Origin of the sequence: Streptomyces sp. NPDC047022 (assembly GCF_040644155.1) — a bacterium.
Lineage (GTDB): Bacteria > Actinomycetota > Actinomycetes > Streptomycetales > Streptomycetaceae > Streptomyces.
Map to the genome: position 1 here is coordinate 234,622 of NZ_JBEYVV010000003.1, position 15,880 is coordinate 250,501.

The window sequence follows — 15,880 nt, forward strand, 5'->3', positions numbered from 1 at the left end:
AGGGGCGTCATCCCTTCACGGCGCCCGCGGTGAGACCCGCGGCCATCTTGCGCTGGACGAGGAGGAAGAGCACGACGATCGGTACAGCCATCATCGTGGCGCCGGCCATCATCGGGGCGTATTCGGTGCCGTGCTTGGTGGTGAAGTTGCCGAGCCAGACGGTCGCGGTCTGGTTCTCCTGGCTCATCAGCATCAGGGCGTAGAGGTATTCGTTCCACGCCTGGATGAATCCGTAGACCGAGGTGGCGACGAGCCCGGGGGCGAGCAGCGGGAAGACGACCCGCAGGAAGGCGCCGGTGCGCGAGCAGCCGTCCACCATCGCGGCCTCCTCCAGTTCGCGCGGGATGTTGACGATGAAGCCCCGCAGCGTCCACACCGTGAAGGGGAGGATGAAGGTCAGATAGGTGAGGATCAGGCCGGACAGCCTGTCGTACTGCCCCAGGTCGTTGAGGAGCAGGAAGACAGGAATGATCATGGCGACGAGGGGCACCATCTGGACCGCCAGGATGCCCACGATCACGGCCTTCCGGCCGCGGAAGGCGAAGCGGGAGATGGCGAGCGCCGCCAGTATGCCGACCACGATGCCGATCGCGACCACCGACAGCGACACGATCAGGCTGCGGCCCACCGGCCCCCAGAAGTCCGCGATGTCCAGCGCCCGGCGGAAGTTGTCCAGGGTGATGCCCGTGGGCAGCAGGCTCGGGTCCGGGTCGATGGCGTCCTTCGCGGGTTTGAAGGCCGTGTCGGCCATCCAGTAGGCGGGGAAGCCCGCGGTGACGAAGACGAGCAGGCCGAGAAGGTTCCAGCCGAGCCGGGACCTCCCCCGGCGGCGGGCCGCGGTGCGGCCGGAAAGGGCCGTCGCGCTCATTCCACCTCTCCGATCTTCAGCATCTGACGCATGTAGACGGCGACGACGCCGAACAGCAGCAACACGGTGATCAGTGCGATCGCGGAACCCTGTCCGTAGTCGTTGACCACGAAGGCCTTGTCGTACGAGTACGTGGTGAGCAGCTGGAACTCGGCCTCGGGGTGACCGCCGCGCATCACGAAGACCTGCGGGAAGACACCCATGTCCCAGATGACGGAGAGGGTCGTGAGCATCACGATGACCGGCTTGAGGATCGGCAGCGTCACAAAGCGGAAGACGCCCCAGGGCCCCGCTCCGTCGAGCCGGGCCGCCTCCTGAAGCTCCTTGGGCACCTGGGTGAGACCCGCGCCGAGTGTGATGACCACGAACGGTACGGCGCCCCAGACCACCAGGAGCATGATCACGGCCAGGCCCTGCGGCCCGCTCGCGAACCAGTTGTGGCCGATCAGATCGACCCCGGGCAGCTTGCTGAGCAGCGCGTTCAAGACGCCGTAGTCCGAGTCGAAGAGCCACTTGAAGACCGTGGTCGCGACGATGACCGGCATGCCCCAGCTGGCCACCAGCACGATGTTGACCAGTGTCCTCACCCAGGCGGAGACCCGTTGGAGCAGCAGTGCGACCAGCATGCCGATGACCATGGTGAAGATCACCGAGCCGGCTGCGAAGACGATCGTGCGCAGCACGACCGCCCAGAACTCCCCGTCCCCGAGCACCTCGGTGAAGTTGGCGAAGCCGGCCGGCTCCGCGGGCTGGAAGCCCCACAGCTGCGACTGGCCGAACTTCTGGAAGGAGAGCGTGACCAGTCGGACCAGCGGATAGCCCATCACCAGGGCGAGGATCAGCAGACAAGGGGCGAGCAGCGCCCAGGGGACGGCGCCCGCGCCCGGCGTCCGCGCTCTGCCCCGTCGGCCGGCGAGCGCCGGGGGCGGGGCGGCCCGCGGCGGCGGCACCTTGGCGGGGGTGGTGGTGTCTGCGGCACTCATCGCGCGCTCCTTGGGTCCCTCAGGTCGTACGAGGGCGAGACCCCGCACGGTCGTAGGTCGTACGCAGGCGAAACCCCGTACGCCCGCACGCGGAGGAGCCGTCGCCCGGCCGTACGGAAGCGGGGCCCGTCACCCGCAGGTGGACGGGAGACAGGCCCCGCATTCGGCTCACTTCGTGTTGATGACCTTGTCGATGGCGGCGTCCGCGTCCTTCGCGGCGGCCTCGACCGACTTCTTGCCGGTGCCGATGTCCTGCAGCATGGTCTGCAGAACCTGCGCCTTCTCCACCTGGCCCCAGCCCGGTGCCATCGGGACGAACCAGCTGGACTCGGCGGCGGTGGCCGGTACCGCCGTCGCCGGGTCGCTCTTCAGCGTGGCGAGGTCGGTCTTGTTGTTGGGCAGGTTGCCCTTGGCGATCAGGCCCTTCTGGCCCTCGGAGCCCGTGAACGCGTTGATCCACTCGGCGGCCAGCGACTGCGCCTTGGACTTCACCGGGACCGCGAGGTCCGAGCCGCCCAGGAACACCGGGATGTTCTTGCCCGAGGGGCCGGGCATCACGAAGTTCTCCAGGTTGTCCTTCAGCTTGCCGGTCTTGTCGTTCTTGGGGTCTGCGGCGGTCGCGCCCTCCCAGGCGGCGCCGAAGATCATGGCGGACTTGCCCTGGCCGTAGACGATGTACCGGTCCGACTCGTCCTTGGTCTTGTCGCCGTGCATGTACTTGTCGACGATCTCCTTGAACGCGTTCAGCCCCTTGAGGGACTCCGGCGAGGAGAGGTCGGCCTTCCACTGGCCGCCCTCCTGCTTGGCGATCGAGCCGCCCGCGTCGTAGACGAAGGACATGGCCGCGTACCAGTCGCGGGTGGGCTGGTACCAGGCGTTGAACGTCGAGCCCTCCTTCTTCTGGATCTTGTCCAGGTCGGCGGTCAGCTCGTCGTACGTCTTCGGCGTCGACTTGATACCGGCCGACGCGGCCACGTCCTTGCGCCAGTTGGCGACTCGGCCGCCGGCGTAGTAGGGGACGCCGTAGGTCTTGCCGTCGTACGTCACCGAGGACTTGAGGCCGTCGAGCCACTGCCCGGAGTTGTCGAACTTGGCCGGGTCGACGGGGGCGAAGGCGCCCTTGACCATGTAGCCGAGCATCTCGGTGTTGCCCATCTCGACCACGTCCGGCGCCTTGTCGGTGGCAAGGACCGCGTCCAGCTTGGTGTTCTTGTCCGGCCAGCCGTAGTACTCGTGCTTGATCTTGAGTCCGGGGTGCTTCTTCGCCACCGCGTCGTCGGCGGCCTTCACCAGGGCGGGCCAGTTGTTCTGGGCGTCGACCGTCAGCCAGACGGTGAGTTCCTTGGCGTCCGCCCCCTTGTCCGACCCGGCCTTGCCGCTGCCCCCGCACGCCGCGATGGAGACCATCATGCCCGCGACACCGATCGCCGCTATCAGCTTGCGCTTCACGCCACCCTCCTCAGGGATGCCACCAACCCCCCTTGTCCCCGCGGCGACTGACGCGCGTACCGCTCGTGGGGCCGGGACCTGGACCAATGGTGTAGACCAGTGCGGGCAGCTTGGCCCAGACCAATAGGCCTGTCAAGGGAGTTCACCACGCTCAGGGCGTCCGTTATGGGACCTACATATGCAAGGACCTTTAAGTAGGAACCCAGCGAAATCGGGTGGACCACTTCCGCCCCACCCGACTGGACCACTTCGGCCCGGTGGACTAGACCAGCGGGAGCGGGCGCGGGTATACAGAGGGGATTCCCGGCCGCGGGGCCGGGGATCGCGGAGCATGTGGGCCCTCCACGTGAAGCCGTGCCACGATGTGAGCCGTGACCGGTGCCGTGCCGGTCGCTTCGGCATCAGGAGCCGGAAAGGCGGGGCATGAGCAGCGACGTCAGCAGTGCGGAGAACGAGGGCGGGCCGACCGTCCGCACCGCGCGTGTGCCGAAGTACTACCGTCTGAAGAAGCATCTTCTGGAGATGACGGAGACGCTGCCGCCCGGTACACCGGTACCGCCCGAGCGCACGCTGGCCGCGGAGTTCGACACCTCGCGCACGACCGTCCGCCAGGCCCTTCAGGAGCTGGTCGTGGAGGGGCGCCTGGAGCGCATTCAGGGCAAGGGCACGTTCGTCGCCAAGCCGAAGGTGTCGCAGGCGCTGCAACTCACCTCGTACACGGAGGACATGCGGGCCCAGGGCCTGGAGCCGACCTCGCAGCTGCTGGACATCGGCTACATCACCGCCGACGACACCCTCGCCGGGCTGCTCGACATCTCGGCCGGCGGCCGGGTGCTGCGCATCGAGCGGCTGCGGCTGGCGAGCGGCGAGCCGATGGCGATAGAGACGACGCATCTCTCCGCCAAGCGCTTCCCGGCACTGCGCCGGAGTCTGGTCAAGTACACGTCCCTGTACACCGCGCTCGCGGAGGTCTACGACGTCCATCTCGCGGAGGCCGAGGAGACCATCGAGACCTCGCTCGCCACGCCGCGCGAGGCGGGGCTGCTCGGCACGGACGTGGGCCTGCCGATGCTGATGCTGTCCCGGCACTCGCTGGACCGGGAGGGCAAGCCGGTGGAGTGGGTGCGGTCGGTGTACCGCGGCGACCGGTACAAGTTCGTGGCACGGCTCAAGCGCCCACAGGAATGACCCGTTCCGTCCCGGAGCGGACCACCCGCGAACGGGGCAGGGTTCCCACCGCTCTCACGGATCGTCATCGATCTGCGGACGAGGACTTCCGTTTTCGTGACGGCGTCACCTAGATTGCCTGCGCGTTACATCGGTGATCACTGAGGGGACGGAGCCGCCAGATGCCACATCAGCCGGATATGTCCAGATCGGCGGTGGTGACGCCCGCGCGCGTCGTCATCGCCCTCTGCCTCGTAGCACCCTTCGTCGCACTGCTGTGGGTCGGCTCCTACGCCAAGGCCGGCCCCGCGCTCATCGGCATCCCGTTCTTCTACTGGTACCAGCTGCTGTGGGTGCCGGTCTCCACGGCGCTGACGGTGACCGCCTACGTGCTGTGGCAGCGCGACCAGCGCTCCCGCGGCAACCGGAAGGGAGGTGCGGCGGAATGAAGGACGGCGTCAACGGCGTCGCGCTCGGCGTCTTCATCTTCTTCTTCCTGGCCGTCTCCGTCATGGGCTTCCTGGCGGCCCGCTGGCGCAAGGCCACGAACGAGCACAGCCTCGACGAATGGGGGCTGGGCGGACGGTCCTTCGGCACTTGGGTCACCTGGTTCCTGCTCGGCGGCGACCTGTACACGGCCTACACCTTCGTGGCCGTCCCGGCGGCGATCTACGCGGCGGGCGCGGCGGGGTTCTTCGCGGTGCCGTACACCGTCCTGGTCTACCCGATCATCTTCACGTTCCTGCCCCGCCTGTGGTCGGTGTCGCACCGGCACGGATACGTGACCACCTCGGACTTCGTGCGCGGCCGTTTCGGCTCCCGGGGCCTGTCGCTGGCCGTGGCGCTCACCGGAATCCTGGCGACGATGCCGTACATCGCGCTCCAGCTCGTCGGCATCCAGTCGGTGCTGGACGTGATGGGCGTGGGCGGCGGCACCAGCACCAACTGGTTCGTGAAGGACCTGCCGCTGCTGATCGCGTTCGGCGTGCTTGCCGCGTACACCTACTCTTCCGGTCTGCGCGCGCCCGCGCTGATCGCGTTCGTGAAGGACGCGCTGATCTACATCGTCATAGCGGTGGCGATCATCTACATCCCGATCAAGCTCGGCGGGTTCGACGACATCTTCTCCAAGGCGGGCCACGCGCTCAGCCAGGTCAACCCGGCCACCGGGAAACCGCGCGGGGCCCTCGTCCCCGCGGAGGCGAACCAGTGGACCTACGCCACGCTCGCGCTGGGGTCGGCGCTCGCGCTGTTCATGTACCCGCACTCGATCACGGCGACGCTGTCCTCCCGCAAACGTGAGGTGATCCGCCGCAACACCACCATCCTGCCGCTGTACTCGCTGATGCTGGGCCTGCTGGCGCTGCTCGGCATCATGGCGATCGCCGCCGGTGTGAAGGTGCAGAACGGGCAGCTGGCCATCCCGCAGCTGTTCGAGGACATGTTCCCCGACTGGTTCACGGGCGTGGCCTTCGCGGCGATCGGCATCGGCGCGCTGGTTCCGGCGGCCATCATGTCCATCGCCGCCGCGAACCTGTTCACGCGCAACATCTACAAGGACTTCATCAATCCGGACGCCACGGCCGCGGAGGAGACCAAGGTCTCAAAGCTCGTGTCCCTGCTGGTGAAGGTGGGCGCCCTGGTCTTCGTCCTCACCATGGACAAGACGGTGGCCATCAACTTCCAGCTGCTCGGCGGGATATGGATCCTCCAGACCTTCCCCGCGCTGGTCGGCGGGCTGTTCACCCGGTGGTTCCACCGCTGGGCGCTGCTCGCGGGCTGGGCGGTCGGCATGGTGTACGGCACGTACGCCGCGTACGGCGTCGCCTCCGCGACCCAGAGCCACTTCGGCGGCTCGGCCAAGGAGATCCCGGGGATCGGCGAGGTCGGGTACATCGGGCTGACGGCGTTCGTGATGAACCTCGTGGTCTCGGTGGTGCTGACGTTCGTCTTCAAGGCGGTGAAGGCGCCGGAGGGTCTGGACGAGACCAGGCCGGAGGACTACACCGCGGATGCGGGTGATCCGGAGGTTCAGGTGGAGTTGCCTCCGGCGACCGCGGGGACGGCGCCGCTGTAGGCGCTCGGCGCGGGGGTCGGGCGTTGTCGCCTGCGGGTGCGTCGTGGGGATTGCGCAGTTCCCCGCGCCCCCCTCGGGCGTCCCCACGGTGCGTTCGTACCTGCCGGTGCGTCGTGGGATTTGCGCAGTTCCCCGCGCCCCCATCAGGCGTCCCCACGGTGCATTCGTACCCGCCGGTGCGTCGTGGGATTTGCGCAGTTCCCCGCGCCCCCATCAGGCGTCCCCACGGTGCGTTCGTACCCGCCGGTGCGTCGTGGGGATTGTGCAGTTCCTCGCGTCCCTGTCAGGGGTGCTCACGGTGCGGTCGTGCCTGTGGGGCCGTGCTGTTGTCGGGCGGGGCGTTGGGAGAATCGGCGGTCCGTTGCCGTGTGGGTCGGGGACACTCGGGGGCATGGATATCGTCATCCGGCAGGTGGAAGCCGGCGAGTACGAGGCCCTTGGGGAGATCACCGCTCAGGCCTACCTCCGGGACGGGCTGCTCGACTTCGGGGAGGATGACTTCTACCTCGGCGAGCTGAGGGACGTGGCCAAGCGGGCGGCCTCGGCCGAGGTGCTGGTCGCCGTGGAGCACGCGCGGCTGCTCGGCGGGGTGACCTTCGTGCCGGGCGTCGGGCCCATGGCCGACATCGCCGGACCCGGGGAAGCCGAGATACGGATGCTCGCCGTCGCCCACACGGGCCGCGGGCATGGCGTCGGCGAGGCGCTCGTGCGCGCCTGCCTCGACCGTGCCCGCAGCGTGCCCGGCTGCGGGCGGGTCGTACTGTCCACCCAGCGGTCCATGCACGCCGCCCACCGCATCTATGAACGTCTCGGTTTCACCCGCACTCCCGAGCGCGGCTGGAGCCCCGTCCCGCACCTCACGGACCTCGTACTGCTCACCTATGAGTTGACGCTCTGACACGCTCCGAAGCCGACACGGCACAACATCTGGGGGTGCCACCGCTACCCGGCACAAGATGTATGCTCATGCTCGCTGTCGCCACAGGGGAATCCGGTGCGAATCCGGAACTGTCCCGCAACGGTGTACTCGTGCGTGCCCTCATCCAGGACGCCCACGAGAGTCAGTCCGAGGACCTGTAGACAGCGCGCCCCGGCCGTCCGGCCTCGGGCGCGTGACGTCCGGGCCTCGTGGAGTGGGCTGGTGGACGCGACGCCGCGTGCGCTCGCGAGCTGCCCCCTGCCCTCCGCCAGGCCCCCGTGCCGAGCGAGGGAGAGCCCCACGTGACCATCGCGCCAGCCGATCCGGCTTCAGCGACCCAGGTCGAGACCGACGGGATGGACGGTCCCGGTGCCGCGCTGCTGCGCATCCTGACCGAGCTGACCGCCGACCTCCCCGACGCGGACCCCGGACGGGTCGCCGCAGCCGCCCTGCGCGGCCGTTCCGCGCACGCGGACGAGGCGGAACTGCGCGAGCTGGCCACCGAGGCGGCCGCCGGCCTCATCTCCGAGGACCCCGCCTACTCGAAGCTGGCGGCGCGGCTGCTGACGATCGGTATCCGCGCAGAGGCCGCCTCGCAGGGGGTCACGTCCTTCACCGCCTCCATCACGGTCGGGCACCGCGAGGGGCTCATCGCCGACCGCACCGCCGAGTTCGTACGGCTGCACGGCGCGCGGCTCGACGCGATGATCGACCCGGCCGCCGACGACCGCTTCGGCTACTTCGGCCTGCGCACCCTGCACAGCCGCTATCTGCTCCGGCACCCGATCACCCGCAAGGTCATCGAGACGCCCCAGCACTTCATGCTGCGGGTGGCCGCCGGGCTCGCCGAGGACGACACCGCGCGGGCTGCCGACGAGGTGGCGGCCCTCTACGGGCTCATGAGCCGCCTCGATTACCTGCCCTCCTCCCCCACCCTCTTCAACTCCGGTACGCGGCACCCGCAGATGTCGTCCTGCTACCTCCTCGACTCGCCCAAGGACGAGCTGGACTCCATCTACGACCGCTACCACCAGGTCGCCCGCCTCTCCAAGCACGCCGGCGGCATCGGGCTCTCGTACTCGCGCATCCGCTCGCGCGGCTCCCTCATCCGCGGCACCAACGGGCACTCCAACGGCATCGTGCCGTTCCTGAAGACCCTGGACGCCTCCGTCGCCGCCGTGAACCAGGGTGGCCGCCGCAAGGGCGCCGCCGCCGTCTACCTGGAGACCTGGCACTCCGACATCGAGGAGTTCCTGGAGCTGCGCGACAACACGGGTGAGGACGCCCGCCGTACGCACAACCTCAACCTCGCGCACTGGATCCCGGACGAGTTCATGCGCCGGGTCGACAGCGACGGGCAGTGGTCGCTGTTCTCGCCGTCCGACGTGCCCGAACTGGTCGACCTGTGGGGCGAGGAGTTCGACGCCGCGTACCGCAGGGCGGAGGCGGCGGGCCTGGCGAAGAAGACGATGCCCGCCCGGGACCTGTACGGCCGCATGATGCGCACGCTCGCACAGACCGGCAACGGCTGGATGACGTTCAAGGACGCCGCCAACCGCACCGCCAACCAGACGGCCGAGCCGGGCCGCGTCGTCCACTCCTCGAACCTTTGTACCGAGATCCTGGAGGTCACGGACGACGGGGAGACGGCGGTCTGCAATCTGGGGTCCGTCAACCTCGGCGCGTTCGTCGACACGGCACGCGGCGGCCTGGACTGGGAGCGGCTGGACGACACCGTCCGCACCGCCGTCACCTTCCTCGACCGGGTCGTCGACATCAACTTCTACCCGACCGAGCAGGCGGGCCGCTCCAACGCCAAGTGGCGTCCCGTGGGCCTGGGCGCCATGGGTCTGCAGGACGTCTTCTTCAAGCTGCGCCTGCCGTTCGACTCCCCCGAGGCGAAGGCCCTGTCCAGCCGGATCGCCGAACGCATCATGCTCGCCGCGTACGAGGCGTCCACCGACCTCGCCGAGCGCAACGGCCCGCTGCCGGCCTGGGAGAAGACCCGCACCGCCCGGGGCGTGCTGCACCCCGACCACTACGGCGTCGAACTGGCCTGGCCGGAGCGCTGGGCCGCCCTGCGTGAGCGGGTCGCCTCGGTCGGCATGCGCAACTCGCTGCTGCTGGCCATTGCCCCGACCGCCACCATCGCCTCCATCGCGGGCGTGTACGAATGCATCGAGCCGCAGGTCTCCAACCTGTTCAAGCGCGAGACGCTGTCCGGTGAGTTCCTCCAGGTCAACTCCTACCTGGTGCGGGAGCTGAAGGAGCTGGGCGTGTGGGACGCCCGCACCCGCGAGGCGCTGCGCGACGCGAACGGCTCGGTGCAGGAGTTCCGCTGGATCCCCGAGGACGTGCGGCGGCTGTACCGCACGGCGTGGGAGATCCCGCAGCGCGGTCTGATCGACATGGCCGCGGCCCGGACGCCGTTCCTGGACCAGTCCCAGTCCCTGAACCTCTTCCTGGAGACGCCGACCATCGGCAAGCTCTCCTCGATGTACGCGTACGCCTGGAAGCAGGGCCTGAAGACGACGTACTACCTGCGCTCACGCCCGGCGACCCGCATCGCCCGCGCGGCCCGGGCGCAGGCCCCCGCCACCGTCCCCGTGCAGCAGATCGCCGACCCCGACGCGGTCGCCTGCTCTCTTGAGAACCCCGAGTCCTGCGAGGCCTGCCAGTAATGACCAGCACCACCCGTAACACCAACCTCCTGGACCCGGGCTTCGAGCTGACCCTCCGCCCGATGCGCTACCCCGACTTCTACGAGCGCTACCGGGACGCGATCAAGAACACCTGGACCGTGGAGGAGGTCGACCTCCACTCGGACGTGGCCGACCTCGCCAAGCTGACGCCGGCCGAGCAGCATCTGATCGGCCGTCTGGTGGCCTTCTTCGCGACGGGTGACTCGATCGTCGCGAACAACCTGGTACTGACGCTGTACAAGCACATCAACTCCCCGGAGGCGCGCCTGTACCTGTCGCGCCAGCTGTTCGAGGAGGCCGTGCACGTCCAGTTCTATCTGACGCTTCTGGACACCTACCTCCCCGACCCGGAGGACCGGGCCGCCGCGTTCGCTGCCGTGGAGAACATCCCCTCCATCCGCGAGAAGGCCGGGTTCTGCTTCAAGTGGATGGACGCGGTGGAGAAGCTGGAGCGGCTGGAGTCCAAGGCCGACCGGCGCCGCTTCCTGCTGAACCTGATCTGCTTCGCCGCGTGCATCGAGGGCCTGTTCTTCTACGGTGCCTTCGCGTACGTCTACTGGTTCCGCAGCCGGGGCCTGCTGCACGGTCTGGCCACCGGCACCAACTGGGTGTTCCGCGACGAGACGATGCACATGTCGTTCGCGTTCGACGTGGTGGACACCGTCCGCAAGGAGGAGCCGGAGCTCTTCGACGACGAACTGCAGCAGCAGGTCACCGACATGCTGAAGGAGGCCGTGCAGGCGGAGCTGCAGTTCGCGCGAGACCTGTGCGGTGACGGTCTGCCGGGCATGAACACCGAGTCGATGCGGCAGTACCTGGAGTGCGTCGCCGACCAGCGCCTCACACGGCTCGGCTTCGCCCCGGTGTACGGCTCGGAGAACCCCTTCTCCTTCATGGAACTGCAGGGGGTTCAGGAGCTCACCAACTTCTTCGAGCGGCGTCCGTCCGCGTACCAGGTGGCGGTGGAGGGCACCGTCGACCTGGACGAGGACTTCTGAGGCCGGGCCGGGACCGGACTGAAGCCGGACGGCGCACGCTCAGGGGCTCGCAAGCCGCCCGATCGTGCGCCGTCCGTGCGTTGCTCAGCGGGGCAGGGCCCTCAGCAGCAGCTTGCGCGGGCGCAGGGTGATGCCGATGCGGGGCCGGTCGTCCGACCCGGGTGCCTGCTCGAAGCGGTAGGCGGACGCCACCGCCGCCGTGATCAGCGTGAGCTCGGCGATCGAGAAGTGGTCACCCGGGCATTTCCGGTTGCCCACGCCGAACGGGGTCATCGCGTACTTGGGGACGCGTTTGGCGCGCTCGGGGAGCCAGCGGTCGGGGTCGAACTCCTCGGGCCGCTCGTACGACCGGGGGTCGTGCTGGATGGCGTACGGGCTGTACACGACGTCGGCTCCGGCGGGAATGCGGTATCCGCCGAGCCGGGTGTCGGCCACGGCCCGCCGCGTCAGTATCCATACGGCGGGGCGTACGCGCATTGTCTCGTAAATGACATTCGCGGTGTGCGGCAGCTTTCGGACATCGCCGAATGAGACCGGCCGCTCACCCACGACCGTTTTCACCTCCTCGCGGATCTTGTCCGCCTGATCCGGGTGGTCCGTCAGAACCTGGAGGAGCGACATGACCACGGAACCGACGGTTTCGCTTCCGGCCGTCACTATGGCGACGACCTGATCATGAATCTCCTGCTCTCCAATCGGTCGGCCATTCTCGTCCTTCGCGTCAAGCAAAGCCGTCAGCAAATCGTCCGGCTTTTGACTTGATGCGCGGCGGGCGGCGACGATCTCGTCGACCAGGAGATGCAAATCGGCCAAGGCGTGGTTGAATTCACGGTTGGCCGGGAGCGGCAGGCGATACAGCGGTCCGAGGGGCATCACCATGCGCTGGTACATGCCGCTGAAGAGCGTGGCGAGCGCGGCGCATATCCGCTCGGACCGCTCGTCCATGTAGCTGCCGCGCATCAGGCAGCGCGCGGCGACCCGGACGGCCACCCGGAACGACTCCTCCATGACGTCGATGGCCCGTCCGGACGACCAGCGCTCCACGAGGGCGTGCGCCTCCTCGGCCATGACGGGACCGTAGGCCGGGATGGCCTCCAGCCGGAAGGCGGGCTGGATCGACCGCCGCTGACGCTGGTGGACGGGCCCGTTGGAGGTGGCCACCCCCTGCTTGCCCAGCAGATCCTCAAGGGACTCCCACAGCGGGCCGCCGACCTCGAAGTCGGTGCTGAGGGCGAGGGCCCCGGTGAGCTCCGGGGTCGTGATGGCGTACACCGTCTTCGGCCCGAGCTTCAGCCGTACGACCTCGCCGTCGTCCCGGAGCCGGGACAGGAACCCCAGCGGGTCGCGGGCCAGCTTCCAGCCGTGGCCGAGGACCGGCCACATGCCCGCGGCGAGGGGCGGGACGCGGAGCCCGTCCGGAGCCCCGGGTGACGGGGATGCCCCGCTCTCGGACGGAGCCGAGAGTCCGGGGGAGGATTTCAGGGTCATTGCTCACCTGCCGCCTCGTTGTCGACGTACGGGGGTGTCGAGCGGTCGTCCCAGTTGTCGACCATGTACCGGCCGGACTCGTGGTGGAACCAGTAGACGGTGCTGAACCAGTTCCGCATATTCCCGACGATCGCTTCCACGGCGACACTCAATTCCCGGCCGCGCACGGTACCGTCCGCGAGGGTTCCGGCGAATCGCAGCGCCTCTTCTTCGGCGACGAGGAAATCCGACACGCATTCCTCGACCCGCCGCCGTACTTCTTTTATGGCTTCTTCGAGCGTCAACCCCTCATGATGGATGAGACTGATTCCGAGATTGTGCACCTCATCTCCCGCGATTTCCTTGGGAAGTGAGCACAGATCGTTGTACCAGGCTGCGAATTCCTGGCTCAGCAGAGCCGCCCGCCGGTACCCGGGGTGTTTCCGTACGACGTCCGGCAATTCCACCCGTGCGCTCGGCTCCAGCAGATCGGTCCAGATCCAGTGCGCGAAGGTGAGCCGCCGGAGCTCGAGATACTCCTCGACCGTAGGGACGGTTTCGGAGGTCCGGTTCTCGAACTCCCTGTCGTACGCCTCGATCACCGCGTGGAAGTGCCGCGCGAAGCGCGCGTTCCACCTCTGACCCTGGAACGAGTACAGGCGCGCCACACTGTCCGCGAAGCCCCCCACCAGCGGGTCACGGTGGTACAGATGACCCGCGGGGGCGTCCAGGGCCTCGTGCAGCTGGAGCCGCAGCCGCCGCCAGGCGGCGGGTCGCCGGTGGACGATGTCGCGGTCGTGCCGGTCGTCCCAGACGAAGAACCACGCGCTGTAGTCCGCTATCGCCTGGAGGACGTCGTCGGGGGCACCTACGTAGTAGCCCGCCATGAGGTCGGTGTAGCACAGTCCGTCGGCATATTCTTCGACCTTGTCCGCCGGCATGAGCCGTTTTTCCAGCAGCCAGCAACGTGTCTTCTCCTGCAGACGGGGCCAATACGGGTGCAGCCGCCTTGGAAACGCGGTCTCGATCACCGGTAGGCGCAGCGCCGGTGGAACCGCGACCGCGGTCGCGGTCGATGAAGTGCTGTGTGGGAAAGCTGGCACGAACAAACCCCTCTCAGCCGCCGGTTGACACACGCCCCTCCCGCCGTGCCGGGCGCGCGCCGTTGCGTATCCCCGCGCTTTCTATTCAGCACCACAACTGACCGGTCTGGGAACGGATTTGCTCCACTCACTACCCCACGATGCCGAGAATCTCCCTTACCTGACTGAATATGGGTCAGTTCGTGTGTACAAGGGTGCGAATGTGCGACGTACACATGAGCGACGCCCGGCCGGGGGCATGCCCGGCCAGGCGTCATGTCAGGAGCAGGTGCTCTCAGTCGTTGGCGACCACGGGGTAGCGGGGCTCGTTCTCGGCCATCTGCCGCAGGGCGTCCTTGCGCTCGCGCTTGGAGAGCCGGTCGATGTAGAGGTATCCGTACAGATGGTCCGTCTCGTGCTGCAAACACCGAGCGAAGTACCCGGTGCCGCGCACCTTGACCGGATTGCCCTTCTCGTCCTGCCCGGTCACCTCGGCGTAGTCGGGGCGTGCGAGCGGCGCGTAGGCGGTCGGCACGGACAGACAGCCCTCATTGCTGTCGTCCAGGCGGCGCTTGTCGGCGGGCAGCTCGACCACCTTGGGGTTGCACACCACGCCGACGTGCCGCACGCCCTCGTCGTCCTGGCAGTCGTAGACGAAGACCTTCAGGTCGACACCGATCTGGTTGGCGGCCAGGCCCACGCCCTCGGCGGTGCGCTGGCTGGCGAACATGTCCGCGACCAGCTGCTCGAGCTCGTCGCCGAACTCGGTGACGTCCTTGCACTCCTTGTGCAGCACCGGGTTCCCGACCACCGTGATCGGCCGCGAGGTGCCGCGCTCGCGCCAGGCGGTCTCGCGCTCCTGGGGCTCCTCGGTGTCGATGACGAAGCCTTCGTCGTCCACGGGGAGCACGCCCCCGTGCTGCTGATCGGTGTCCTGCTGCGCCATGACCGACGTACGCCTTCCTCAAAACAAAGGGGTGAACCAAACAAAGGGTGAACTTGCTGATACAGGGTAAAGGGAGGCCGTGCCCCGAGGGGGCGCGGGCAGTTTCGAGGGGCGGCTTCGCCGCGTGGGCGCGACCTGCCCCGGCGCGACCCCGGTCGGCAATGGTCCTCAGCAGACCTCTTCCAGATCCCGCCAGTCCCGCGAGTCGGGGCTGTCCGCGACCCAGCCGTCCAGCAAGCCTTTCACCAGCGAGGCGGGCGCGGCCACCCCGCACTCGCGCTCGGGCACCCACAACTGCCCGTCCGTGCGATGGCCCAGCGGTCCCGGGTGTCCCGGCTCGCTGTGGTCGTGCGGGTCGAGGTGCTCGCCGTCGCCCTCGTCGGACGGCATCCGGGACTCGGAACATGTACGGCACAGCAGCCGCACGGACGACGACCAGTCCTCGGCCGCGAAGCCGGCGTCGGCTGCCAGCTGCTCCAGGGCGTCCCGGTCGTCCTCGGTCGCGGCCTCCAGCAGCACCACCCAGGTGGGCACCGGCGAGGGCGCCCACAGCTCGATCTCGTCGAAGACGGGATACGCGTGACCGGCGGCCGTGGTGCGCTCGCCGTGCGGTACTCCGTCGTGCAGGACGACCTCGCCCCAGCGGCGCCCGGAGGACGGCAGCGGGATGGAGAGCACCTCTATCCGGGCGGGGTCCAGCCTGCGCCCCCAGACGACCTCGGCCTCGCCCTCCGGAGACAGCCGCACGGCCGCGCTGCCCAGTTCCATCCCGGCGGGCTCTCCGACGGCGGCGCCCGTCCCGGACTTCGGCCAGGAGGGGCCACCGGGCACCCTCAGCCCGTACGCCTGCCAGGCCCGGCGGGCCAGCGGCCAGTCCTGCAGAGCGGTGGCGGCGATGCCGACGTTCCACCAGTCGGGCGCCCCGGTCTCCCGGTCCAGCAGGGCCACGGCGCGCAGTCCGGCGGCGCGGGCCTGCTCCCAGTCGTGGCGGAACTTGTGCAGCAGTGCGAGGTTGAACCAGGACTCCGACAGCCAGGGTTCCAGATCCGCGGCGCGGGTCAGCAGGGCTCCCGCGTCCTCGTACCGGCCGTCGCCGATAAGCGTGAACGCGCGGTCGGTGGCCTGCCGCCAGGAGGCGGAGGGCCGGTGCCGTCCCTTGCCGAAGATCCTCACGATTCCCGCCTGCCAGTCCCTTGCGATTCCCGCCTGCCGGCTTCTTGAC

13 protein-coding genes and 1 riboswitch are annotated in these 15,880 nt (G+C 68.6%); of the genes, 6 read left to right on the forward strand and 7 right to left on the reverse strand.

All coding sequences use genetic code 11. The features are described 5' to 3' along the window. Positions 1 to 7: 7 nt before the first annotated feature. The 3 genes from ABZ845_RS06175 to ABZ845_RS06185 all read right to left on the reverse strand — a co-directional run bounded on the left by ABZ845_RS06175 (position 8) and on the right by ABZ845_RS06185 (position 3,300). Positions 8 to 868, reverse strand: coding sequence for a carbohydrate ABC transporter permease (locus tag ABZ845_RS06175; protein ID WP_360973503.1), 861 nt, complete (start codon positions 866 to 868; stop codon positions 8 to 10). Continuing rightward, a complete protein-coding gene (locus tag ABZ845_RS06180; protein WP_360973505.1) occupies positions 865 to 1,851 on the reverse strand; it encodes a sugar ABC transporter permease in 987 nt (328 codons plus the stop codon). The genes ABZ845_RS06175 and ABZ845_RS06180 overlap by 4 nt, the downstream gene beginning before the upstream one ends. Positions 1,852 to 2,019: 168 nt before the next feature. Beyond that, positions 2,020 to 3,300 carry an extracellular solute-binding protein gene (locus ABZ845_RS06185; protein ID WP_360973507.1) on the reverse strand — a complete coding sequence of 427 codons (1,281 nt, stop codon included), beginning with the start codon at positions 3,298 to 3,300 and terminating at the stop codon, positions 2,020 to 2,022. Between the two features lie 423 nt (positions 3,301 to 3,723). On the opposite strand from ABZ845_RS06185, the gene ABZ845_RS06190 reads away from it, so the two are divergent. The 6 genes from ABZ845_RS06190 to ABZ845_RS06215 all read left to right on the forward strand — a co-directional run bounded on the left by ABZ845_RS06190 (position 3,724) and on the right by ABZ845_RS06215 (position 11,163). Continuing rightward, positions 3,724 to 4,488 carry a GntR family transcriptional regulator gene (locus ABZ845_RS06190; protein WP_360973509.1) on the forward strand — a complete coding sequence of 255 codons (765 nt, stop codon included), beginning with the start codon at positions 3,724 to 3,726 and terminating at the stop codon, positions 4,486 to 4,488. Between the two features lie 161 nt (positions 4,489 to 4,649). After that, positions 4,650 to 4,916 carry a DUF3311 domain-containing protein gene (locus tag ABZ845_RS06195; RefSeq protein WP_360973511.1) on the forward strand — a complete coding sequence of 89 codons (267 nt, stop codon included), beginning with the start codon at positions 4,650 to 4,652 and terminating at the stop codon, positions 4,914 to 4,916. After that, positions 4,913 to 6,544 carry a monocarboxylate uptake permease MctP gene (gene mctP, locus ABZ845_RS06200; protein WP_360973513.1) on the forward strand — a complete coding sequence of 544 codons (1,632 nt, stop codon included), beginning with the start codon at positions 4,913 to 4,915 and terminating at the stop codon, positions 6,542 to 6,544. The genes ABZ845_RS06195 and mctP overlap by 4 nt, the downstream gene beginning before the upstream one ends. Before the next feature lie 391 nt (positions 6,545 to 6,935). Then, entirely contained in the window at positions 6,936 to 7,442 is a 507-nt protein-coding gene (locus ABZ845_RS06205) for a GNAT family N-acetyltransferase (RefSeq protein ID WP_360973515.1), read from the forward strand. 45 nt (positions 7,443 to 7,487) lie between these two features. Then, a riboswitch (cobalamin riboswitch) is annotated at positions 7,488 to 7,641 on the forward strand. A 124-nt stretch (positions 7,642 to 7,765) separates the two neighbouring features. Continuing rightward, entirely contained in the window at positions 7,766 to 10,144 is a 2,379-nt protein-coding gene (locus ABZ845_RS06210) for a ribonucleoside-diphosphate reductase subunit alpha (protein WP_360973517.1), read from the forward strand. Then, positions 10,144 to 11,163: a ribonucleotide-diphosphate reductase subunit beta gene (locus ABZ845_RS06215; RefSeq protein WP_360973519.1), complete on the forward strand. Its 1,020-nt coding sequence runs from the start codon at positions 10,144 to 10,146 to the stop codon at positions 11,161 to 11,163. The genes ABZ845_RS06210 and ABZ845_RS06215 overlap by 1 nt, the downstream gene beginning before the upstream one ends. An 84-nt stretch (positions 11,164 to 11,247) precedes the next feature. On the opposite strand, the gene ABZ845_RS06220 is transcribed toward ABZ845_RS06215, so the two are convergent. From ABZ845_RS06220 to ABZ845_RS06235, 4 genes are all read right to left on the reverse strand, one after another. Further along, on the reverse strand, positions 11,248 to 12,651 hold the full coding sequence (locus ABZ845_RS06220; RefSeq protein WP_360973521.1) for a cytochrome P450: 1,404 nt from the start codon (positions 12,649 to 12,651) through the stop codon (positions 11,248 to 11,250). Further along, entirely contained in the window at positions 12,648 to 13,733 is a 1,086-nt protein-coding gene (cyc1, locus tag ABZ845_RS06225) for an epi-isozizaene synthase (protein ID WP_360973523.1), read from the reverse strand. The genes ABZ845_RS06220 and cyc1 overlap by 4 nt, the downstream gene beginning before the upstream one ends. A gap of 274 nt (positions 13,734 to 14,007) precedes the next feature. Then, entirely contained in the window at positions 14,008 to 14,658 is a 651-nt protein-coding gene (gene def, locus ABZ845_RS06230; RefSeq protein ID WP_360973525.1) for a peptide deformylase, read from the reverse strand. A gap of 168 nt (positions 14,659 to 14,826) precedes the next feature. Continuing rightward, positions 14,827 to 15,831: a hypothetical protein gene (locus tag ABZ845_RS06235; protein WP_360973527.1), complete on the reverse strand. Its 1,005-nt coding sequence runs from the start codon at positions 15,829 to 15,831 to the stop codon at positions 14,827 to 14,829. Positions 15,832 to 15,880: the final 49 nt, after the last annotated feature.